Below are 22,505 nucleotides of genomic sequence, written 5' to 3' on the forward strand. Positions count from 1 at the left end.
AAAGACTATCTTCTAATCATTAAAAGAGCTCATATAATCCATTAACAAAATACTCATATATTAAAAACCCCCTCCTTTGAAATGAATTTAAAATACACTTCCGCTTTCTAAATAATCAAAATAATTTTGTCAATCTAATTTTCATTAGACTCATAAAAAGATTCACTTCCGTTTTTCATTACAAGCGACTTTAATGTATCGCTTAATTCCTGAATACGACTAGTTGTATTCGTCATCATTTCAAGCATAGTATGTTCGTCCTCTACCGAGTGCACAATCTCTCCTGTGGAAGTTGCATTTTGCTCGGTCATGTCATTAAGTTTTTCAATCTGAAATTGGATTGTTTCAAACTGAGAAATGGCGCTGCTTAATTCGTTCATCCCTCGAGTTAAATCTATATTGGTATTATTAAATGAATCTTTTAGAACATTGAAGAAGTTGCTCACATCTTGTAAAAGCATTTCCCCTTGTTGTACCGCCCTTTCACCGTCATCAGAGCGTTGATGAGCTTCTGTTGATTTTTCGAACAAAGTTCTGGTTACATTCGTAATACTTACCGTAATAGCGGCACTTTCTTCCGCTAATTTCCGCACTTCATCAGCAACGATGGCAAACCCTTTACCATGTTCCCCCGCTCTTGCCGCTTCAATTGCAGCATTAAGAGCAAGTAGATTCGTCTGTTCTGCAATATGCTGTATGCCCTTTAATAAACTATCTACGGTTTTCAAGCTAGTCTGTAACTCATTCACAGTTTCTGCTGTAGAACTCATCGCTTGATTCATTACGCCCATTTGCACCATCGCATCCTGCATTTTCTCCCATCCTATTAGAATTTCCTGCTGCAAATCAGTAGATTTTGAAACAGTATCCTTTGAAATTGAGAATGTTTCGTTGACAAAATGCACAGATTCTTTCATCGTACCATGAATCATTTGTAAGCTAGATGATTCCTGCTGAATACTTGCAGAAATATCCTCAGTAGCTAAAAGAATTTGTTTACTAGATCCAGATATACTCTGCATTGTTTGTTGGAAATGTGTAACGTGCTCATCTAAAGCTTGGCTACTTTTTTCAATTTCCTGAAATGTATTCTCTAACTGATTTAATGACGCTTTCACTTCATTTTGTTGAATTGCAGCATGCTCTATTAGTTCATTGCCCCATTTTGCGATTAAATATAATGCAATAATAACACCATTCATAATCGCTAGAAGCGTAATGAATACCGTTATATCATCAAATGGACCTAATAATGATTCAGACTTAACAATATAAAGAATCAGGAAGCTGATGTTTGTTAGCACTCCAAAAATAACTAGTAATTCTTTCTTAAAATAAAGAGCGATAATGGCTACCGAACAAAGTAAAATATAATGTTTATTTAATGAAAAGCTATCAACTAAAAATAACGAAAAAACAACAATTGAAGGAATCATTCCAAAAATAAAGCCTTTAACATACGTTTTAATTGGTAAAAAGTAATTACATATAGCTAAAGCAATAACAGCAAGTCCAACAAATAAGAACATAATGCCCTTTGAAAATATGAGCGGTCCACAAATTAGCGCAGCCAAAATTGCAATGATGGCTAAATTAACTCGATGGACCTTTTGTGTATCGTAGCGAATATTTTTCTCCATTAATAAATCCTCCTAAAAATGAATGGACATTCAGTATAATTTTCTATTATTATAAAGTATAACCACTACTTTTTGTAGATAAAAATTGCATATTAGAGAATATTTAGCACTCAACAGAAATAAAGGGGGAGTATTTAATGGGGAGAGTCCAACAACTTGCACCAAATTTTTATTGTATTGATACACACGATTTAAATCGTGAACAGCGTACAAGCTCTTATTTGCTTATCGATGAAAAAATTGCATTAATCGAGACTTCTGCTAGTCCTTCTATGCCATATATAGTAGAAGGTTTAGATGAATTACATCTTGATTTAGAGGATATTCAATATGTAATTGTTACGCATATCCATTTAGACCATGCTGGCGGTGCAGGTTTGTTTTTACAAAGCTGTCCAAATGCTACATTCGTTGTTCATCCACGAGGTGTATCTCATATGGTAGATCCAAGTCGTCTAATTGCAAGTGCTAAGAGTGTTTATGGAGCAGAATTCGATCGTCTATTTGATCCAATTGTACCTATTGATGCTGAACGTATTATTGAAATTGGCCATGAGGAAGTACTATCTTTAGGTCAGCATCAGCTAACGTTTTATCATACAGAAGGTCATGCAAAGCATCATGTATCAATGCATTATTCTGCTTCGAACGGCTTGTTTGTTGGAGATACTACTGGTGTACGTTATCCAGAAATGGAGAGCGAAGCAATTGATTTAATTATTCCCTCCACTTCACCGAATCAGTATGACCCACATACGATGGAGCAATCTATCCAGCTTTATGAAAAGTTAAATGCTTCAGAATTGTATTTCGGTCATTTCGGTGCCTATAGAAATCCGGCTGAAGCTTACAGACAAGTGCGCTATTGGACGCCGCTATTTCTAGCTGAAGGAAAAAAAGCGTTAACGGTATCTAGTGATTTTAAAGAACAAGTACATTTTTTAGATAGTCGCTTGAAGGCACTATTACACAACTATTTACAGGAAAACGGTATCGCAGAAAATCATCCCGTTTATCAAACAATCCCGTTCGATACCATTGTTTCTGCAATGGGGATTCTTGATTATCTAGAAAAGAACGAAGTATAGAATGTTGTCCTTGAACATGATTTGTATAAAGATTCAGTAGAAAACCCCTCGGCGAACTGTCTTAATACTTGATTGAGCGAATTCGTTTACCCCCTATTTTAAGGGCTGTTATTAGTTTTCTAAATATAGGAATAGTGCTGGTCTATTCTTATATTGTCATCTGATACCACCCTTTCATGACACCATTCTAACTTTGCTTTTATATGACCAAAAAGTCCATCTCATACGAGGTGGTCTTTTTGTTTTTTTAATCACAAATGATAATAATTAATTGAGACTGATAAAAAAGAGACAGTTTCTCTTTAGAAACTCTTTAATACTCCAAAATAAACTCATATAAGTTTGAAAAAAGACATCGACATTAAAGCCGATGCTTAGTGCTTTTAGCGAGTTTTTTCTTCTATCTGCCTGTTCATACTTAGGAGAATCCCTGAAAAGATGGATAGAACGTCCAAAATCGTGGATAGAATCCCTAAAAGGATGGATAGGACGTCAAAAGTCGTGGATAAGCACATCATTGCTCCTTTAACTGTTCTAAAGCGGATTGAAAATCCTGGCTCTCCCCTATTTCACGGAAATTTTTAAATGGGTTACTCCCTTTTTTCATACGCTCCAGTACAGCGGGAATCGTAAATTGATCAGGTGTTAAATGCTCATTAACCTCGTCCCAGTATAATGGCGTTGCCACTAATCCCTTCTCATTGCCACGAGTTGAATATGGCGCAATAATCGTCTTGCCTTCTGCGTGTTGCACATAATCTAAATATAATTTTTGATGTCTATTCTTCTTCAAACGCTCGATCGTATATAATTCTGGTTTTTGCTCACATAAAAAACGACAAATAAATTCAGTAAATACGCGCACCTCATCGTAAGTAAAGGCGTTTTCAGGTAATGGTATATATAGCTGTAATCCTTTACCTCCTGATGTTTTCACAAAAGATTGGAGCTTAAAAAAATCTAGCATTTCCTTTAAATCCAGTGCCCCAGAAACGGCAAGCGAAAATTGATCGACTGAAGGTGGATCTAGATCGAAGACAATTTCAGTAGGATGCTCTGTTTGTAACGTTTGAAAAGGTATGTGCAGCTCTAATGCAAGCTGATTGCCAAGCCAAAGTAATGTTTCAAGATTGTTGCATACAAGATAATGAATATCGTCCATCCATCCTGTTGAAGCAAATGCAGGTATTTTCTCGGGACTACTTTTTTGATAAAAGCTTTCTCCCGACACGCCATGAGGAAATCGAATTAACGTAAGCGGACGATCTCGCAAAAAAGGTAGCAAATACGGAGAAATCAATTGCAAATATTGCAAATAACCATCCTTCGTAATACCGATTTCAGGCCAAACAGGCTTATCAGGATGTGTTATCTGAACAGTGTCCGGAATAGGCAAAAGCTGACGCTGCATATGCTGCCAATGACAATCCTCTGGCAACATCTCCAGTCGAAATGCTTGAAAACGTGGTTCTCGGCATTTGCTGCCATCAAAATCAATACATGCTATATCAACACAAATGGATGGCTCCAACTCCCATGTTTCATTATTCCTCTTCCCATTTGCTTGAAAAAAAGCAATAAGTGTTTTACGTTCTTTCTCTGACATTCCATGTTTAAAACTAACAACTTCAACTAGCTTCTCCTGTTGATAAATACTGCCATGAAAGTAACCATTGCTATTATCGTATTTCGTAACGATGACCGTAACATATCTCCAATTTTTTATTTTCAACCAATGTGTCGAGCGTATATCCCCAATCCATTTACTTGTTTTCTTCTTCGCAACCATGCCCTCTCCGTTGTAAACCTTAATAGCCTCCCAAAGAGGTTTACTATGCTCCACACTATTAATCACTTGCAAAGAACGCTGATCCTCATAATTGACAGTCACCGGGAGCTTTAAAATCGTAAAAAGCTTAGAAAGTTGCTGTTTGCGTGTTTTTAAATACTTACTTGTTAGCGACTCCCCTTTTAAGCTCAGTAAATCAAAAGCTATATAATGACAAGGAAAAGTTTTTGCATGTGTAGCAATAACATCTTTGTTTTGCATCCTTCCTCTTTGTTGGACGAGCGAAAAATTACTATTAAAGTTATTCGTTAAACAAACTAATTCACCATCAAATGTAAGTGGTAAATACTTTTTAACTTTATTAAATATACTTTTACAAAAATCGAGTATCTCTGGAAACAAGTTATTTAAGTTATTGCCATTTCTACTTATTAACATTGGCTGTTCGTCCCACACTAACATACATCTAAATCCATCATATTTTGTTTCGTACATCCATTCCTCACCAATAGGCGTTTCAAGCACTTCCGTTAAAAGCATTGGTTTCATATGAATACCTACTTTTCTTTTTACCTTCAGTTTTTGACGATTTCACTTTAAGATACATAAAAATAAGCAAAATATATCATAGTAAGAAAAACGAGGTGATACAAATGCATACAGTATGGAAAGGCAGTATTTCATTTGGTCTAGTGAATATACCGGTAAAACTTCATGCCGCTACTGAAAATAAAGACATTAAATTGCGACAGCTTCATAAAGAATGTCATACACCTATTAGCTATAAAAAAGTTTGTGAAGGCTGTAACCAAGAAGTAAAAGATGAGGACATTGTGAAGGCTTATGAATATGCAAAAAATAAGTTTGTCGTATTAGATCCAGAAGAAATAGAGAACTTGCGGAAGGAAAATGAAGATAAGGCCGTTGAAATCATTGATTTTGTAAAATTAACTGAAATTGACCCTATTTATTTTGAGCGTACTTATTTTTTATCCCCTGATTCGACTGGCGGAAAGGCTTATGCCCTATTACGTCAAACACTAGAACAATCTGGAAAAATAGGTGTGGCCAAAATTATTATCCGTTCAAAAGAGCAATTAGCAATTGTCCGTGTTTATCAAAACGCTTTAGTGATGGAGACGATTCATTACCCTGATGAAGTAAGAAGTGTTGGTGATGTTCCAAGTATTCCAAGTGAACAAAACATTGTTCCAAAAGAGCTAGAAACCGCACTCATGCTAGTCGATCAATTAACAACAGAATTTAATCCTGAAAAATATACAGACGACTATCGCAATGCTTTAATGGAACTTATAGAGGAGAAAAAAGCTACAAATACAATCTCGACTAGCGATAAACGTCCAGTACCTGATAATGTCACGGACTTAATGACAGCACTTCAAGCTTCCTTAGAGAAAACGAAAAAGCCAACAACGAGAAAACGAGCAACAAAAACGAAGAAAAATGCTTAAAATACACATATATAAGAAGCGTATCCTTTATTTATTGGATATGCTTTTTTTAAGAATCTCCCTTTTACTTGTTACGACCAATAGCTTGTCTTTATACTTTCCATAATTGTTATAAAAATTAGGTTTGCTAATCTCCTCAAAATAACGATTCCATTGAAACATTTTTATAAATATTGAAAAGGTCGGTTTGTAATTGGACTTTTCTAAACCAAGTTTTTGCAACGTAAATCTTTTTATTATTCGGTAGATTCGGATGAAATAATTTGTATCTAAGAAAATAATTAAGTCCGCATTCGAAAAGCTTTGTGCTACCCAGTCCTCATTATGAACGCCCTCAATAATCCACGCTTTTGTAAGAATAATATTTTGCAAATAATCCACTTTTTGTTGGTCAGTTCTTCTACTATCACCAGAATTTTGTCTTATCCAAACAACATTATCTAATTCAAAATAAGGAATATCAAATTTTTTTGATAATTCTTTCGCTAAAGTTGTTTTCCCACTCCCAACAGAGCCAATGATATGTATTTTACGCGGAAATTCTTTGTTCAAATAAACCCTCCTGTTTAATTGATTATTCGTGACTCATCACCAAAGCGTGAGGTTGATTTCCGTTCCAGATGGGCGCTTTGTTGCTGGTCATGAAGGCGTTATCACAGGATGTGATGCTTTTAGCCTTCGTTCCTCTACCGCTGATCCCCAAGGAGTCGCTCAGCCTCCACTCCAATAAACTTAAATATAAGGCATTTGTTTATAAAACACTATCTATATCTTTCAATAAAAACCATATTTGCACGAATATTATATATATTATACAATATTCTTACAATTTAAGATAAAGTCGAAGGAGCTATATTATATGTATCAAAATGAGTTTAGTGGAAATTTAGAGAAATATAATAACCCTATTGAATATGGTAAACTTCATGAAAATTATAAAGTAGATTTACATTATATTGAGGATCACCTAAAAACAAAGAACGAAACGATTATTGAACTAGCTTGTGGGACAGGTCGATTAGCTATTCCCCTTGCCAAACAAGGATTTGAGGTTTATGCAATTGATATTCATGAAGGGATGATTCAGCAAGCCATTGAAAATGCGAAAAAGGAGAATGTTGATGTACATTTCACTGTGCAAGACTGCACACAACTTCATTTACCAATCACATCAAATTTTATTTATATGACAGGTAATTCATTTCAACATTTTTAAGTAATGAAAGTCAAAATGCTTTATTCCAATCCGTAAAACAACACCTACACCTTGGAGGAGAATTTATATTCGATACTCGAAACCCTATTCTAAGCGAGCTTTCTATTGTAGATGAATACGAGGAAAGCTTGGTTACTAGCAAAGGAGAAAAACTAACCATTCAACACCATGAAGAATATGACCCTATCACACAGATCTTAACTTGTCGTTCTATCAATAAGCTAGAACATTCAACTTTCGAAGATTCAATTCGAATTCGCTATACATATCCAATGGAATTGAAGAGGCTATTAGAACAAAATGGGTTTGACTTGTTACACCTATATGGGTCATGGAACAAAAGTGACTTTACAAAAGATAGTATTTGTATGATTGTACATGCACAATTAAAAAAATAAATACTCATTCCACAAACACCAGTTCTCCTCTCTCTGTTATAATGAAAAAAACTAGGAGCTCAATAAATGATAAACATTCGTGAACGCATGGAGCATTACCGTATAACAGGTTTAAGCATTGTATCTATCGAAAAAGGAAAAATCAGTAAGAAAGATCATTTTGGTGTTCTTGAAGCAGGTACTGATAAAATAGTTAATGAGCACTCCATTTTCAACGCTTGCTCAATTAGTAAGTTTCTAACAAGCATTTTAGTTATGAAATTCGTAGAACAAGGAATTGTAGATTTAGATGAAGATGTTAATAAAAAACTAGTTTCATGGAAGGTTCCTGACAATCCTTTGACAAAGCATAAAAAAGTTACATTACGCAACTTATTATGTCATCAATCTGGTATTGTGGACCCTGAGGGTAGTTTTATAGAACTAGAATCATTCAACGAAATACCGTCCATGGTAGAAATATTGAATGGTACAACACCTTATTGCTCTACTACCATTAAAGTGACATATGAACCTGAAAGTGATTTTCACTATTCTGATGCAGGCTTTTGTCTTATTCAACTATTATTAGAAGATATAACACAAAAACCGTTTTCTCATCTCATGGACACTTTTATATTTAAGCCACTAAACATGACGAACAGTACATTTTCTACCTCTCTTTCAACATCGAATTTAGATAATTTTGCATGTGGCCATGATCAAAATGGAGCGTTAATTCCAGGGAAATATTCTATTTATCCTTATATTGCAGCTTGTGGTATATGGACTACCTCGAGCGATTTAGTAAAATTATTACTAGATATTATGATTGCTGTCAAAGGCCAAGGTAAAATTGGCATTACGTCCAAACATGTAAAAGAACTATTCCGCACACAAGGCTGTAAAGAATGGACAGGTCTCGGCATATTTCTAGATGGAACGGGTGACAACCTTGAGTTTTCCTCGCTTGGCTGGGGTGTTGGGTTTCAATGTATGCTAGTCGCCTACCCTTACCTTGAAAAAGGGATTGTTATGATGACCAATACTGACACAGGTATGCATCAAATGAAGGGAATCATGGGGGAAATCTACCGTTTGCTTTCCTAATGACGGAAAAAGAGGCTGATGATCTTATGTAAGAGTATAAGAAAAGAGGATAATTACTCTTATAAAGGCTAGTTATCCTCTTTTCTTATTTAGCTTTGATCTTGATGGCTAAGTTCATCAATTGACAGAGGAAGATGAAATTCCTGAATCGCTGTCTCTTGCTAAACTAATGCAAATGCAACCTGTTAGTTCAAGAATAAAACTATTAATTATTAATAACTACTGACTCACTAAATATTTGTTTTTAATATCATTCTTTATTCAATTAGTTTGCTCTACAGCTACAATTTTGCAAGTTGAAATTGCAAATCTAAAAATTGGTTGATTAGGACTTATTGGTAGTGTACCTAACACAATACCAAGACCTGTTTGTTCCACGTTAAAATTTACTGCAGTAGACCCGTTACTTGCCAAAAGATTTACTGAGGAACCAATAAGTGTATTCAGCAATTGTCTAATTGGGCGTTCGCGACAATTGCATTCACACCCAGAATCAACAGGCGGTAACAAATTAATAGTAGGTCCTGGTGGGAAAAAACCTACCCCTGTTACATCAGAAATATTTACCACAAAAGTTTGAGTTCCATTTGTAACAGTAACTAAAAAATCATTCACCTCAACAATAGTATATAAAAAAAGGAGAGGAGGTACATTAGGTGCGTCTGCAATAGTACCAAGAATTACAGTTTGCCCAACAAGTTGTTGTAAGACGGACTGAAGTGGAGAAACACAACAGTCACAAAGACATGAAGATGAAGGGGCTGAAGGACAACAACTATTAAGTGCTGTGTATTTAACCGGAGGACAATAGCCAATAGGTTTTATTCTAGTAATTTTCTTTTTTTCAGACATAATTTCACCCCACTGTTTCTTATAGAATATGCTTTTAAGAAATATTAGATTGGATTAAAAACTACTCATGTTTTTATTGAACATGAACAAATCTGTACCGATAATTGAGTAAGACAAGGTAAATTAACAATCGTTATGTTCAAAATCATTAAAAAATCGACCAAACATAATATATATATATAATATGTCTGGTCGATTTTTTTTACTTACGTTTGAAGGTTGTCACCTTAAGATAAATGATCAAACTTCTTTCTTCACCTTATAATGCATTTGCACCATTTGCCCAAAGCGTTGTGTATTTACTAACTCCAGGTCTTGAAATGGATTATTATCCTTAAACAATGGAATGCCAGTACCTAATAAATGCGGTGTAACCGTAATAATTATTTCATCGATCAACTGCTTCTTTATAAATGGATCGAGAATTCCCGCTCCACCAACCATCCAAATTTTAGAGCCTTCCTGTTCCCTTAACTTTTTAGTAAACGCTACAATATCTTCATTTACAAACTCAACATGTTCGTTTTGACCACTTAGTGACGTTGTAAATACATAACATTTCTTATCGGGATATGGAAAAGACTCAATATGGTCTACAACCCAATCATACGTTCTTTTACCCATAATTACAGTATCAATGGATTGATACATATCTGAATATCCAGCATCCCCTTCCCCCTCTGCTTCTTCTAGCCATTGTAAATCATCATTCTCTTTCGCAATATATCCATCCAAACTTGTTGCAATATATAAAATGATTTCTCGTGACATAACATCATCTCCTTTTAACTTTTGAAAAACTCCTGAACAAGATCTATACTAAACAAAAAACATGACAACTACTGGCATGATTAAATGAAAAAAGGTGAGAAAATGTCAAAAGCAAAACGTCTATTAGATATTCTTCTGTTTGTAAGTGCAAAAAAGAAATTTACTGCTCAGGAAATTTCAGATGAATTCAATATATCGATTCGCACGGTTCATCGATATATTTTAGATTTAAGTGATATGGGCTTGCCTATTTATGCAGAGCAAGGGCGGAACGGTGGCTATACAGTCCTATCGAGCAGACTTCTTCCGCCTATTTTATTTACAGAAGATGAAGCAGTTTCGATTTTCTTTGCGTTCCAATCACTTCATTATTACCGTGATTTACCTTTTAATACGGAAATGCAATCAGCTTCACATAAGCTTTATAGCTCGCTTCAGGAAGAGGCAAAGCGGAAAGTAGATCAACTTCAATCTTACATCGCGTTTTGGAATCCTAAACGGGCGATTGAAACCCCTTTATTGAAAGAAGTTTTAGAGGCAGCCATTGAAAACAAAAATCTACATATTCACTATGATTCAAAATCAGGTACAACTACGAAACATATTCATCCAATTGGTGTGTATGCTCATGATGGGTTGTGGTATATGCCCGCCTTTGATTTCACAAAACAAAAAATATTACTGTTTCGTGTAGACCGCATACTTTCCATTATAGAAAGTTCAGAAAACAAAGAGGTATTTGTAAATTTGAAGGAGTGGTTTAGTAGCAATTATGAAAATAAACAACCTATCCGTTTACATGTACTCTTATCAAAAGAAGGTGTGCGACAATGCAAAAGTGAACCAAACCTTGAAGATTTGGTCGTGATCAAAGAAGATGGCACCGGTTATATTAATTCCATTATAGACAATGGTGAGCTGAATTTTATTAGTCCCCTTTTCTATCGACTTGGCATGCATGCACAAATTGTAGAACCGAAAGAATTAATCGATATTTTAAGGCAGCAGGCAAAGGACATTTTATCTATGTATCCAGAAAATGATTAATGTTATATGACGATTTTGTAAGATTGGCGTAACATTCTTCGTTACTACTTTATGGATAACTTCCGTATACTTTGTCAATGAGGAGTGAGAAACATGCAACCAATTGAATTAAACAAACGAATTGATACACTAGATTATTTAAGGGGATTTGCTTTATTAGGAATTATTTTAGTCAATATTCCAGGATTAATGTGGATTAATCTACCAGACACATCTGTAGATGTTGCATATAATAGGTTTTTAACACTTTTTGTGGAAGGTAAGTTTTTCACCATTTTTTCATTTTTATTTGGTGTAGGCTTTTATATTTTCATTTCCCGTGCAATGGCTAAAAATGAAAATGCCTACTTATTATTTGTTAGAAGAATTATTATTTTATTGTTAATCGGGCTTGTACACTTTTATTTCCAACCTGGAGAAGCATTAACCATCTATGCAATATTCGGGCTAATAGCATTACCTTTTTACAAAGTTCGTAAAGAAATAAACCTGACTATAGGGCTTATTTTATTAGCTATAACCGCTTATTTTGGTTTCAAAATTGCTATGCCGTTCCCTCTAATTTTGCTAGGATTAGCTGCTGGGCAGTATCGAATTTTTGAAAAGATCCATGACAATCGCAAAAGAATAGTTATCGTAACAGTTATTATGTTCTTTATTAGCGTAGGGGGATTGCTGTATCAATGGCATTATGCCCCAGAAGCAATGGTGAACTTTGATCAAATGACAGAAGATGAGCTTAAGGTACAAGTTACAAACATTGAAAAGTTTACACTAATAGGACTTCAATTTAGCCCATTTGTATCAGCATTTTATGTAGGATTATTAATGCTTTTACTGCAACGTCCTTTATGTCAAGTTTTGCTTTCACCGTTAAAAGACTATGGTCGAATGGCATTAACAAATTATTTAGGACAAACCGCGCTAATTTTAATAATTGGCAATGCATTTCACCTTATTGGCAATATTCGTTTCATCCAATCTCTATGGATTTGTATAGGCATTTACATTTTCCAATTGCTATTCAGTAAGATTTGGTTAAAATACTTTAAATTTGGTCCATTTGAGTGGTTATGGCGCATGGGTACGTATTGGACAGTACCTTCCTTACTTAAAACTTCTAGTAATTCTAAAAAAACACCTAAAAATAGTAATTGATTTAGACAAAGACCTAACAGCCATCTTTTCTATTTCATAAAATGGTAGTGTATCTAATTTGCTTCCAACTTGCTCATACCTTGGGCAAGAAACACACCCCCATCATTATTAAATCTTTCTTTGGTCACTTTCCACTTAGGAAAAGTGGCCTTTTTTTCAGATCATTTACCCCAAAAATTCACTTAAAAAAACCGACAAAATCATTCAAGATTTTGTCGGTACTCTGCTTATTTAGCAGCCCAAATATCAATTTCTAATTTAATGTCAGGAAGTCCTAAAGCAGTAATATAAGCTATCGTCATAGATGGATAAGGATTTCCAAACATCGTCTCCCATTGTTGATAGAAGTCATCCCAATCTATTTCTTCAGTTGCCCAAATATTGGCCTTCACCACATTGTCTGCGTTAAGCCCCTCTGACTCTAATATTAATTGAATATTTTTTAATGTATTTTTAACCTGCTCTGTTAGTGTCGATGGCAATTCACCGCTAGCTCCTACTCCAATCTGTCCAGATAATGAATACATTGTTGCATTCTTTGGAATTATTGTAAGATGGCTGTAATTGCCAACAGGGCTAGGTACTTGGATTGGATTTTTGCGTGTTATTTTAGTTTTCATGTTAATCTCCTTTAGGTTTTTATTTTTCTAAAAAAGGACAGACTCGTCCCTTAAAACTCCATTTTAGAAAAAAACAGCCGTTGAGAATCCGATACCCATAGATAAAAAACATATTGATCTTTTTTTCATTTGGATTCTCCACCCTTCACCTAAAGTCACTTCCACATTACCATAATTTTCTTAAACAATCAAATCTCTACATTTCTAATTCTTTTCTTTTTTCGTGAAGATTTTTACCAAACCTACTAAATAGTAAATCACAGTCGACACTATTACACCATAAAATAACACAGTAATTGACGTTGGACCCCATACTTTAATAAATTCCCAATTTGATCCCCCAGGTAATACTTTCGGGAACATTATGATCATTGTAATAGTTATTGCAACACTTAAAGAATGAAAAACTAATAATAAAGCCCTTTTCATATTTAAAGATACTATAATTCGTTGTTTTTTAATAACTTTCTTCAAGGATTGTAGCAATAGAACGCTTAAAAACATCCCAAAGCCTATAACAATAACGCATATAAGTGACAGCGTTTTATCCAAATTCTGATAGTTGTCAGCATGAATAGTATTTACCGTTTTCCCTTCCCATAAATCCATCACACCTTGTCCTATCGCAGTTGGATAGCTCGAGTTCATATTCGATAATACGGCTACTCCTAGTTGTTCATCGGGCTGCATGATGAAATAAGATGAAAATGTAGGGTTTTCACCAGCATGGAATATATATTGTTTATCTTCTTTTCCTATAACTCCCCATCCACTTGCGTAGTATGTATCCTTATCGAATGGCTTTACAGATTGATCTGGGATATGCGAATCTTGAATAATTTTATTCTCTATCGAATTAATTTGACTATTTCCTAACTGGAGCTTTAACCAGTTTGCTATATCGTTTGTGTTACTAATAATATATCCAGCAGGTATATTTCCACGATAGATAGGTGGTGTGTATTCCTGTTCTCTCATCAGTCCTATTTTATATCCTGACGCCATCTCATTAGATTTAACTTGATGAAGTCCAACAAATGAATCTTTCATATTGATTGGCTCTAATATTTGCTGTTTGATATACATATCAAACGGTTGTTTTGAAACCTTTTCAATAACGAGTCCCAAAACATCATAATTGACTGTTGCGTATTCAAATGAGCTACCTGGCCGTCTATTTAATGGCTGATCAAGCAATTTTTTCACAGTCAATTCAAGTGCGTTCTCTTCATTACTTTTAGGAATACTTGATATTGTGTTCGTAGCTATACCACTTGTATGATACAGTAACTGATTAATAGTAATCGCCTGAGGTTCTCCATTATATTGCAACTCCAACCACGGGATAAACTTTCGGACATCATCAGAGCGTTTTAGGTACCCTTCCGTTTCCAATTTTAAAATGGCTAGTCCAGTAAAGGCTTTCGATGTAGATCCTAGTTCAAATAATGTATTGGAGGTAACTGGTGTTTTTGACTGAACATCGGCGTATCCAAAACCTTTTTCATAAACCGTTTTCCCCTTCTCAACAATTACTAGCGATATCCCTGGAATTTTACTAATCGCCTTTTGCTCTTGAATAAATTGATCAATCTTTTGAGTTTTTTCATTTGCATCTGCGTTTACGATTGTAGGCGTTAAACTATAAAAGGACACAATCGTAACAATTATAGACAAATAAATTTTTAATAGTGCTTTCATTTTCATTTCTCCTTTAAGCAATCAATGTTGGGTATAAGGTTATAAATTATCATAACAGCATCGTTAACTATACCAAGCATTTCGGACCACAACAATCGTTTTACATGACTAAAGAAATCACAACATGACAGTTTTGTAACTTACTGTACTTTTATAATCTAAAAAAGTCACTAAAAGACCAGTCCCTCATAAAAAATGAGTGCTGATCTTTTCTACGATAACTAATAATAGTTAAATTTCTGCTCTAAAGGCTTTACCTAACTGATGACCAAGTCCAAAATAATGTCGGAAATTATAAATTAGTGGGCTCCATTTATTTGGATCAATTTTATTTTCTTCAACAATAATTTCCTTATGGGCATGGACATGTAAAACTTGTGTCTCAACAATGGCAAAAAAAGAGGCATATTCAGGGATTCGAATATGTTTTACCCTTGCCTCAAGTTGAATTGGACACTCTGCAATTCTTGAAGGCTTTACTGTTTTAGACACGGTTGGTGTTAAGTTACTAATTTCATATTTTTCTTTTTCAAATGAAAATCCATTCACCCTCTTAAATTCTGGAACAGGATTTTTCCCTGTAAATGGAGCTAATTTTTCTACGTTCTCCCATAATGAAGGTCCTGGGACATTAATTACACATTCTGGCTGTCGTTCTAGGTTTTCAATAGCTTTTCCTCCAAGTCCAATCCCTAATATTATACAATCCCCTAACGCCCATGATGACGAAAGGGGGCTAATATTTACGGTATCATCTTCATTCAGTGTAGTTAATAAAATCACAGGTGTCCCGTAGTATAAAATTTTTGGATGAATCATTTCAGTATTAGCAATTTGAGTCATTTTTTCTCCTCCTATCCGTCTTTCAATTTTTATAGTACAAGAGAAATATTTCAATTTTCATCGAAGTATGAATAGCATTTTCGTTTTTTTACTATGATGCAGTTGCAATGACAGAAATAGATTCTTTAAACAACGCTACTCACTCCTTATTGGCATGGCTAAAATAATAATATTTGAGGACATCTACTGTATATTTTTTTGAAATATTAAATGAAATAGAAAATGACCAGGCTCAACATTAATTGCAGAACCTAGTCATTTTCTTTTCAGATCATTGTATTATCGTCGATTTTTAATTACAACCTCAGTTACAGCTAACGCTTTTCTTGGTTTTATATTGTCCATTATAATTTCCGCGATGTCATTAGGATCCATTAACGTTTTAGTTTTTTCTTCAGTAAATATACCGTCCCAAAACTCTGTTCTCATACCACCCATGTATACAGCACATACATTAATCGCTGTTTCGCTTAATTCTAATGCTAGACTCTCGGTAAATCCGCGTACACCAAATTTACTAGCACAATAAACAGATTCCGTTACTTTTCCTTCTAGACCAGCTGTTGAAACAATATTGATGATTGTTCCTTCATTACGTTCTTTCATACCTTTTAATACTGCTTGTGAACAAAAAATTGTTCCTTTTAAGTTAATATCAATCATTTGATGAACTGAATCCTCATTCAAGTTTTCAGCATTATCAAAATAGCCAACACCCGCATTATTAATTAGCAACGGAATGGACCCAAACTCATCCTGTATAGAATGAATTATTTGAGTAACCATTTGTTTTGAAGAAACATCCACCTCATAAATAGTGTGGCCATTAGTTAACGCGTTAGCCGTATTTTCAAGCTTTGATTTTGTTCTACCAAGCAAACAAATGTGATAGCCTAAAGTCGAATACTTTTTAGCAAGTGCTGCACCTAAACCACTGCCTGCCCCTGTTATAACAACGATATTTTTACTCATACTGATCATCCTCTCTCACAGTTAATTATACCAGAATAGGAACTCCTATCAATATATCCTCACCCGCCTTATCGAAAAGCCGTAATATGTACGGTTACTCATCTGATATTCATATAACACCAAATATCCTCAATACGTGCAAAAAAAAGAATTAAGTGACACCCCCAAAATGGTAGAAAGTCATAGCACATTAGATAGCTAATGAAGAAAGATTTACATATCAATTTCTACATTTTTATAGAAAATTGATGAATACGTTTAGAGCATTACTATAGATACTGCATACAATGAAAATGTAATCTGCAGATTATAAATCTATTTTAAAGAAAGAGGTGAATTTAAATTGCCTTTAACTACTGGACCAATTGAAAATACAGGAAATCAACCAGCTAATGCAACTAGCGTTCGTATCAAAATTCTCAATCTAACTGGAGGTTTACTAACTGGGGTAGTAAGAGTTTTTAGACTTAACGGTTCAAGACAATTACTATCAACAACTCCATTTGCCGCAAATGCTAACGCTTCTGCATTCGTAACACCAAGTGTAGGAGGTGCTGCTCAGTATGAAGTGGAAATTGTCCCTAACCAAACTGGCGGATTATATAGCGTCTATGGTAGAACGGCTTCAGGTGTTCTCATTACTGCTCAAAGGTTTGTAAATTCAGAATTAACACAAATTCTTTAATTTTAGTAACAAGTCTTTACTAACATTCTTCGTTTAAAGTAATTAAAGGTAAGTCAATTGGGGTACATTTGAGAACCAGCTTCTCCTTTGTACCCTAATTTCATTTTGCCGAATAATTAAGTAAAGTTACTTAATTATTAATGAGTGACTTTTTAATTTAGGCTGTTATACCGAATTGATGTTTTATATAACCCCTCCCACTTTCTTACAATCCTTCTCTAACTTTATTCGCCATGGTCTATATATGTCCATCTTTTCTTGTCAACCAACATTATTTTGTCATTTTTTGGGTTTTTCATACATATACTATTATATTTATTAAGCAAAATGCATACTTTCATCGAACACAGAATATAATTCTGGAGGGTGTTAAATGAACACTATTAAATCTTTAATTTTCCCCCAAGACTTGCATAGATTAAGCAAAACTCTACTTAAAGAGATTTGTAATAAAATGACTTTAGATACCAATGGCAATGTAAATGAATTAGCTAGCAGAGTATGGGATGTTTTTGAGCATATTGATGGCGATGTTCTAAAAATAATCAGCGATAATATTTTCTCTGGAGCAGTTTCCTTAGCTTGGTACCAGGCGACAAATAAAACTGATTTAACAGGTTTTAAACAAAGTATTATTAATAAAATGCCTTTTAATCCTTTCGAAACAGTTGTTACACCAAATAGCGAAAATGTTCCTATTGATCCTACCATTATTGCTGCTGCTGATATCGAAGGTTCACAAATATATTTTTTACGATTCATTCATAGAACAGGTATTAATGTTGATTACTTTTTAGCAAACCGTAGAGAATATATTAAACATGAAATTACAACAGTTTACATTGATGAAGTTAAGGGAATAATTGAAGTACGAGCAAGTTCAACGGTTGCCAAAAAAATAATTGCCTGGTTAACTAAAGTAGTTGATGAGCATTACGAATTCAAACAGTATGATTTATTAGAAAATTATGGTGGTAATCTTGCGACTTTAGCGGATTCACTTCAAGGAAGGCTGATTGATGCTACAGGAAGACCAGCAGGATTAGTCAATACATTTGAAGAAACGCAGGGTCAATCCATTGTGAGTATACTTTCTGCAATTGATGAATACTATACTAATGGTGAATTATCAGTTCTAGAGCAAAATTTAAATTGCGAACATATCACCGGTATTTTAGAAACAACACCTTTTACTTTGTTACTGTTAAGTGGCCTTGAAACGATAGGGTTAGGTAGTATTAGAGAACTGAGAGGTTTACCCTTATACAATTATTTAGAGCCTTACCTTTCCAAACAAAAAGGATCTATACTATTTGAACACAGTGTTGATGGCGTTAAACAAGAATATTCTGTTCGAATCGGTGTAAATACAAAGACATTTAAGTTCAATGTATTTGCGTCTGAACCTGTATTGGATTATATTAGAGAAAAATTGATTTACCAAATTTATTCTGCGAGGTAAAAGTATTGAGCAATTTAAAGCCATGGGAAATTTCTCAAAAAATAGATAATGCACTTGAGGTAATTGCTATCAGTAAAATTGATAAATTTTACCATAGTTATATTGCAAAAATAACTAACTTGCCTCTTGGATTAGTTATTGATCAATTATCTGCATTAGAAAAACAAGAAGCGCTCGTTATAAAATTAGAATTTCAATGTGAGGAATGTAGTAGAAGTATTTTAACTGCTAGTAAATCCGAACTTGAAAATATCGATTCCGTTACATGCAAATATTGTGGTACAGAGAACTGTTTTGATCCTTTAAACGCTATTCCAATCATTGAATTAAGTGAGGATTTCAGACAAAGTTTTTCAAAAAAAAAATTACAAATAAAAAGGAAAATGTCGGGATAACTAAACACAATAAACCCGAGAGTTTAAGAGAAATTATCGATATTTTAACAAAAGAAAATTCTGATCAAGTATTAGATAAAGTATCAAAACTTGGGAAAGTTACTATTATATTAGGAGATGGTTATATGGGTGAATCTAGTAAATATGGTGGTCTAACTTTTGGAGAAAACAAAGGTAATATAACTATTGAAAACAATGGTACACTCAGTCAAGGGATAGCTAGCCCACCAAGTGACATTATCAATGCTTTACAACAGCTTCAAAAAGAAATTCAACACCTAGCAGATGAACAACGAGAAATTGCAGAAGCTCATTTTGAACTCCTTAAAACTCATATTGAAAATGGAGATAAGGAGAAAGCTAAAAAGCCATTAGAGAAATTAACTAGTATACTAGGTGTTATTAGCTCTATTGTCTCGATCGCTTCTACATTAGGACTTGGAGTTCCGTTAAAATAATTTACATCAATTATGCGATGATTATTAAAAGTCGATTTATACCGAAAATTTTGGTACAAATCGACTTTTTCAGTGGCTTGCCCAACAAAGATTGACATTTTTAGCTTTTTATTTAGCTACTAAAATTTTTTTAACTCAAATTTTGCGTAACTTATAAAAATATCCCCTTCAAAAAGGACATGTAATTGACTAGAATTATATAGTCATATTTAAATGCCCAATTTAAAGAGGATCATTCCATACTAATTGTTCTCCAGTTTATTTATCATTCAAATCATCAGGATAAACAACTGAATTAAATACATCTCCATTTGCTTCATCTTTAAAATTTACTGTAACTTTAATCTTCTCCGGATCCATTCCATTGAAAAGTTGATAATAAATACCTACTATTGCAAGTCCCATTGATGACATGGCATCAAAACCGCTGTCAAACTGTTCTTTATTTACAGTTAATGTGAACTCCGTAAAGGACTTATTATAAGTGACATCTTTGATAGAAGTAAAATCATCACTAGTTTTAATTTCCTCTACCGTTTCTAAAACACTTTCTTCCAGCTCTTTCAACATTTTTTTATGAACTGATTTAGGCATTTTGTATGTTAAAGAGCCGTCACTATTTTTAATGACTTCTTTAACCCCTTCTTCTTTTGCCGCAGTAATCGCTGTATCAATGTCCTGACCTTCCAATAACGAAGCTGGTATTGTAACTTCAACGTTTATAAGTCCTTTATCGACTTTTAATGGTGTTTCCTCTGCTGTTTGATCAGCATTTTCTTCATTCTTACCACTGTCACTTTCTTTATCTTTGTTACATGCTACTAACAAAATAACTAGTAGCAATGTTAGTGGTACTAAAAATAATTTTTTCATTGTTCAAAATCCCTCCTCCATAAATATATATAAACGGATGGGGATTTACTATATAAATTTTTATCGCTTTCCTTTACTTTCCATTACATTTAGCTTTTTTCTCAGTCTCTTAATAGCAATACTTTTAAAATTCCTTAGTAGTGTTACATCGCAAAAATGTTTTTACCATTAAAAATAAGCATTCAATCAAAAGATTTGCTGAAGCTACTGTTACGCCGTTGCAAAAAAAACAATTCATTTTCTTTTATCCAATAAAATTCAAGTGATCATCTTTACACAAATTAGGGGTACAAGTTATTCTTGTACCCCTGAAACCCTGACATATAAGCATTTGTAGCACTATCTAAAGATGTTATGCTCATAAAGATAATCATACGATAGATCGACGAACAAGTACTCATGCTCGTTTATTGCAATCGAAAATGTTCTTGTAATTTCTCCAGTCTCGATATCTCGATAAAGCTCTGAAATTTCTCCGCTTTGATCATTGCGCATTTTAATGATTGTTTGTAGGAAGTATGGTCGCCAACTCCAGTTTTTATTGATCGCACTAGGTTGCAATTCCCACTGACCATCTATACGCATGACGTTTGGGGATAGTTGGAAACCATCTTCATTGCAAATATATACTCGGAACGAATAACTATCCAACAACTGAGCTAAATGCTCTAAATGTGTGATGTTGTCACTAGAAGGCTTAACACGATGGACGATTGCTTCTAGCTCCTCCCTCAACTTTTTCAACTCAAAATATTGTGCCTCTAAAATTTTCTTTTCAGAGGTAATAAATTGTTGACATTCTTCCTTAAAGCGCTCTTTTAAAATATCCTTCTCTACGAATGTCAATGAAGAATTTGCCAAGTATCTGCCCTGATAAAATCGGCCTCCATTTTTCCAGGCAAATTGTAATTGATAAACTGTTTCGATTCCTTCAAATAAAAGATTTGCACCAATTTTATAAGCTAGGCTACCTATTGCTGATATCATATCTGACTGTGCGGACCAAGAATCATAATTTAAGTCACGAATATTGACCTTTAAGATTTGTGGTGATAATAAAGCAATGTGCTCTAGATGACTCTCCGCTCCTACTTCCTGAATAGCAATTTTGACACCAAAAGTCGTAAAGTATCGTACTGCATGGTGCAATTTATTAATGTCACCTATAAAACGATGCTCAGAAACAACTAATACAATACGATGTAAATCCTCTTCACTGATGTATTGTTGAATAATATTAAAATGACTTTCACCGAAATCCTGCATCAATAAGTTCGGGTTACTTGGAATATAAATATCAATATCCTGTCCGATTTCGTTTACTTTTGCTAATGCAGCGTGTAAAATTTTATGTTCCATATCGATACGATATTCTTCTGGAATATCTTCGTTATTCACAAAGTCTTTTAAATTAATTTGTTGACCTTCAATTTGTAACTGTCCGGAAATTTCGTAAGCAATCACCGTATGCGCATCCGCGCTAAATATAGGTTGAAAATACCCATGTATTTGATCTAAATTTGTTAACACTTCAATTGCATCCATTGTCGAAACCTCCATACATGATGTTATCCAAGAATAACATTACATTCACAGCTCATTTCATGAAAAAAAGCTCTCTGAATGTATAATAATTTGTTTAAAGTAAATTGGCAACTTCACATGACGTTATTTTATGGAATAAATTGTCCTGAAGTTTAACAAGATCCTACCAAGATGATGTATTAATAAAACGAATTAGTGCCTAGTAATTTTTTTCACACGCTTTATGTTCATCACTTCTTAACAATAAAGGTCATAAGAAGTACCATTACTTTGACGAAATAACATTTCTTTTTCATTCCACAGACGTACTCTATATCGTGCGTTTTTCTGACATTTCATCTTTCATAACGACTTTCCCATAAAATAGGTTGCTTTAGTACATATATTTTTACTTAGCGCCACACTAACACATGGATTCGCCTTTTTCATGT

General features: G+C 34.0%; 21 protein-coding genes and 1 pseudogene. 11 read left to right on the forward strand and 11 right to left on the reverse strand.

The genetic code is table 11. The annotated features are described in order from the left end of the window. Positions 1 to 134: 134 nt before the first annotated feature. A complete protein-coding gene (locus AC3WSO_RS13435; RefSeq protein ID WP_492531424.1) occupies positions 135 to 1,640 on the reverse strand; it encodes a methyl-accepting chemotaxis protein in 1,506 nt (501 codons plus the stop codon). Between the two features lie 137 nt (positions 1,641 to 1,777). Here AC3WSO_RS13435 and AC3WSO_RS13440 point away from each other — a divergent pair, with 137 nt between their 5' ends. After that, positions 1,778 to 2,728, forward strand: a complete 951-nt coding sequence (locus AC3WSO_RS13440) for an MBL fold metallo-hydrolase (protein ID WP_492531425.1) — start codon at positions 1,778 to 1,780, stop codon at positions 2,726 to 2,728. A gap of 514 nt (positions 2,729 to 3,242) precedes the next feature. On the opposite strand, the gene AC3WSO_RS13445 is transcribed toward AC3WSO_RS13440, so the two are convergent. Continuing rightward, positions 3,243 to 5,066 (reverse strand): DNA ligase D, encoded by a 1,824-nt coding sequence (locus AC3WSO_RS13445; RefSeq protein ID WP_492531426.1) that lies wholly within the window; start codon positions 5,064 to 5,066, stop codon positions 3,243 to 3,245. A gap of 104 nt (positions 5,067 to 5,170) precedes the next feature. Here AC3WSO_RS13445 and ku point away from each other — a divergent pair, with 104 nt between their 5' ends. Further along, on the forward strand, positions 5,171 to 5,989 hold the full coding sequence (ku, locus tag AC3WSO_RS13450) for a non-homologous end joining protein Ku (RefSeq protein WP_492531427.1): 819 nt from the start codon (positions 5,171 to 5,173) through the stop codon (positions 5,987 to 5,989). Positions 5,990 to 6,016: 27 nt separating this feature from the next. On the opposite strand, the gene AC3WSO_RS13455 is transcribed toward ku, so the two are convergent. Continuing rightward, positions 6,017 to 6,541, reverse strand: a complete 525-nt coding sequence (locus AC3WSO_RS13455) for an AAA family ATPase (RefSeq protein ID WP_492531429.1) — start codon at positions 6,539 to 6,541, stop codon at positions 6,017 to 6,019. Positions 6,542 to 6,848: 307 nt separating this feature from the next. Here AC3WSO_RS13455 and AC3WSO_RS13460 point away from each other — a divergent pair, with 307 nt between their 5' ends. From AC3WSO_RS13460 to AC3WSO_RS13470, 3 genes are all read left to right on the forward strand, one after another. Then, on the forward strand, positions 6,849 to 7,205 hold the full coding sequence (locus AC3WSO_RS13460; protein WP_492531431.1) for a class I SAM-dependent methyltransferase: 357 nt from the start codon (positions 6,849 to 6,851) through the stop codon (positions 7,203 to 7,205). 128 nt (positions 7,206 to 7,333) lie between these two features. Next, on the forward strand, positions 7,334 to 7,603 hold the full coding sequence (locus tag AC3WSO_RS13465; RefSeq protein WP_492531432.1) for a hypothetical protein: 270 nt from the start codon (positions 7,334 to 7,336) through the stop codon (positions 7,601 to 7,603). Positions 7,604 to 7,669: 66 nt separating this feature from the next. Beyond that, the gene (locus tag AC3WSO_RS13470; protein ID WP_492531433.1) at positions 7,670 to 8,692 is read left to right on the forward strand and encodes a serine hydrolase domain-containing protein; all 1,023 of its coding nucleotides are present in this window, start codon (positions 7,670 to 7,672) and stop codon (positions 8,690 to 8,692) included. A gap of 261 nt (positions 8,693 to 8,953) precedes the next feature. Here the strand turns inward: AC3WSO_RS13470 and AC3WSO_RS13475 are convergent. Together AC3WSO_RS13475 and AC3WSO_RS13480 are read right to left on the reverse strand one after the other, a co-directional pair. Further along, positions 8,954 to 9,442: pseudogene (locus AC3WSO_RS13475) on the reverse strand (bclA protein); the annotation flags it as partial. 342 nt (positions 9,443 to 9,784) lie between these two features. Continuing rightward, the gene (locus tag AC3WSO_RS13480) at positions 9,785 to 10,315 is read right to left on the reverse strand and encodes a dihydrofolate reductase family protein (protein ID WP_492531435.1); all 531 of its coding nucleotides are present in this window, start codon (positions 10,313 to 10,315) and stop codon (positions 9,785 to 9,787) included. Between the two features lie 102 nt (positions 10,316 to 10,417). Between AC3WSO_RS13480 and AC3WSO_RS13485 the strand changes: the two genes are divergently transcribed. Beyond that, the gene (locus AC3WSO_RS13485) at positions 10,418 to 11,362 is read left to right on the forward strand and encodes a helix-turn-helix transcriptional regulator (RefSeq protein ID WP_492531437.1); all 945 of its coding nucleotides are present in this window, start codon (positions 10,418 to 10,420) and stop codon (positions 11,360 to 11,362) included. Between the two features lie 93 nt (positions 11,363 to 11,455). After that, entirely contained in the window at positions 11,456 to 12,520 is a 1,065-nt protein-coding gene (locus AC3WSO_RS13490) for a DUF418 domain-containing protein (protein ID WP_492531439.1), read from the forward strand. Between the two features lie 227 nt (positions 12,521 to 12,747). Here the strand turns inward: AC3WSO_RS13490 and AC3WSO_RS13495 are convergent, their stop codons facing one another. From AC3WSO_RS13495 to AC3WSO_RS13510, 4 genes are all read right to left on the reverse strand, one after another. Further along, on the reverse strand, positions 12,748 to 13,140 hold the full coding sequence (locus tag AC3WSO_RS13495; protein ID WP_492531440.1) for a RidA family protein: 393 nt from the start codon (positions 13,138 to 13,140) through the stop codon (positions 12,748 to 12,750). Positions 13,141 to 13,344: 204 nt separating this feature from the next. Further along, positions 13,345 to 14,847 carry a serine hydrolase domain-containing protein gene (locus AC3WSO_RS13500; protein WP_492531441.1) on the reverse strand — a complete coding sequence of 501 codons (1,503 nt, stop codon included), beginning with the start codon at positions 14,845 to 14,847 and terminating at the stop codon, positions 13,345 to 13,347. A gap of 225 nt (positions 14,848 to 15,072) precedes the next feature. Next, complete coding sequence (locus AC3WSO_RS13505; protein ID WP_492531442.1) at positions 15,073 to 15,684, reverse strand: flavin reductase family protein; 612 nt, start codon at positions 15,682 to 15,684, stop codon at positions 15,073 to 15,075. 279 nt (positions 15,685 to 15,963) lie between these two features. After that, positions 15,964 to 16,656, reverse strand: a complete 693-nt coding sequence (locus AC3WSO_RS13510) for an SDR family oxidoreductase (protein ID WP_492531444.1) — start codon at positions 16,654 to 16,656, stop codon at positions 15,964 to 15,966. A gap of 343 nt (positions 16,657 to 16,999) precedes the next feature. On the opposite strand from AC3WSO_RS13510, the gene AC3WSO_RS13515 reads away from it, so the two are divergent. From AC3WSO_RS13515 to AC3WSO_RS13530, 4 genes are all read left to right on the forward strand, one after another. Next, complete coding sequence (locus tag AC3WSO_RS13515; protein WP_492531446.1) at positions 17,000 to 17,341, forward strand: ATPase; 342 nt, start codon at positions 17,000 to 17,002, stop codon at positions 17,339 to 17,341. A gap of 373 nt (positions 17,342 to 17,714) precedes the next feature. Next, positions 17,715 to 18,803, forward strand: a complete 1,089-nt coding sequence (locus AC3WSO_RS13520) for a hypothetical protein (RefSeq protein ID WP_492531448.1) — start codon at positions 17,715 to 17,717, stop codon at positions 18,801 to 18,803. 5 nt (positions 18,804 to 18,808) lie between these two features. After that, on the forward strand, positions 18,809 to 19,198 hold the full coding sequence (locus AC3WSO_RS13525) for a hypothetical protein (protein WP_492531449.1): 390 nt from the start codon (positions 18,809 to 18,811) through the stop codon (positions 19,196 to 19,198). Positions 19,199 to 19,323: 125 nt separating this feature from the next. Then, positions 19,324 to 19,656, forward strand: a complete 333-nt coding sequence (locus tag AC3WSO_RS13530; protein ID WP_492531451.1) for a hypothetical protein — start codon at positions 19,324 to 19,326, stop codon at positions 19,654 to 19,656. 258 nt (positions 19,657 to 19,914) lie between these two features. Here AC3WSO_RS13530 and AC3WSO_RS13535 read toward each other — a convergent pair whose 3' ends face one another. Continuing rightward, positions 19,915 to 20,529 carry a hypothetical protein gene (locus tag AC3WSO_RS13535; RefSeq protein WP_492531452.1) on the reverse strand — a complete coding sequence of 205 codons (615 nt, stop codon included), beginning with the start codon at positions 20,527 to 20,529 and terminating at the stop codon, positions 19,915 to 19,917. A gap of 339 nt (positions 20,530 to 20,868) precedes the next feature. After that, positions 20,869 to 22,074: an EAL domain-containing protein gene (locus tag AC3WSO_RS13540; RefSeq protein ID WP_492531454.1), complete on the reverse strand. Its 1,206-nt coding sequence runs from the start codon at positions 22,072 to 22,074 to the stop codon at positions 20,869 to 20,871. Positions 22,075 to 22,505 lie beyond the last annotated feature (431 nt).

The sequence above is a fragment of the Lysinibacillus sp. EB106-09-02-XG168 genome (assembly GCF_058791475.1).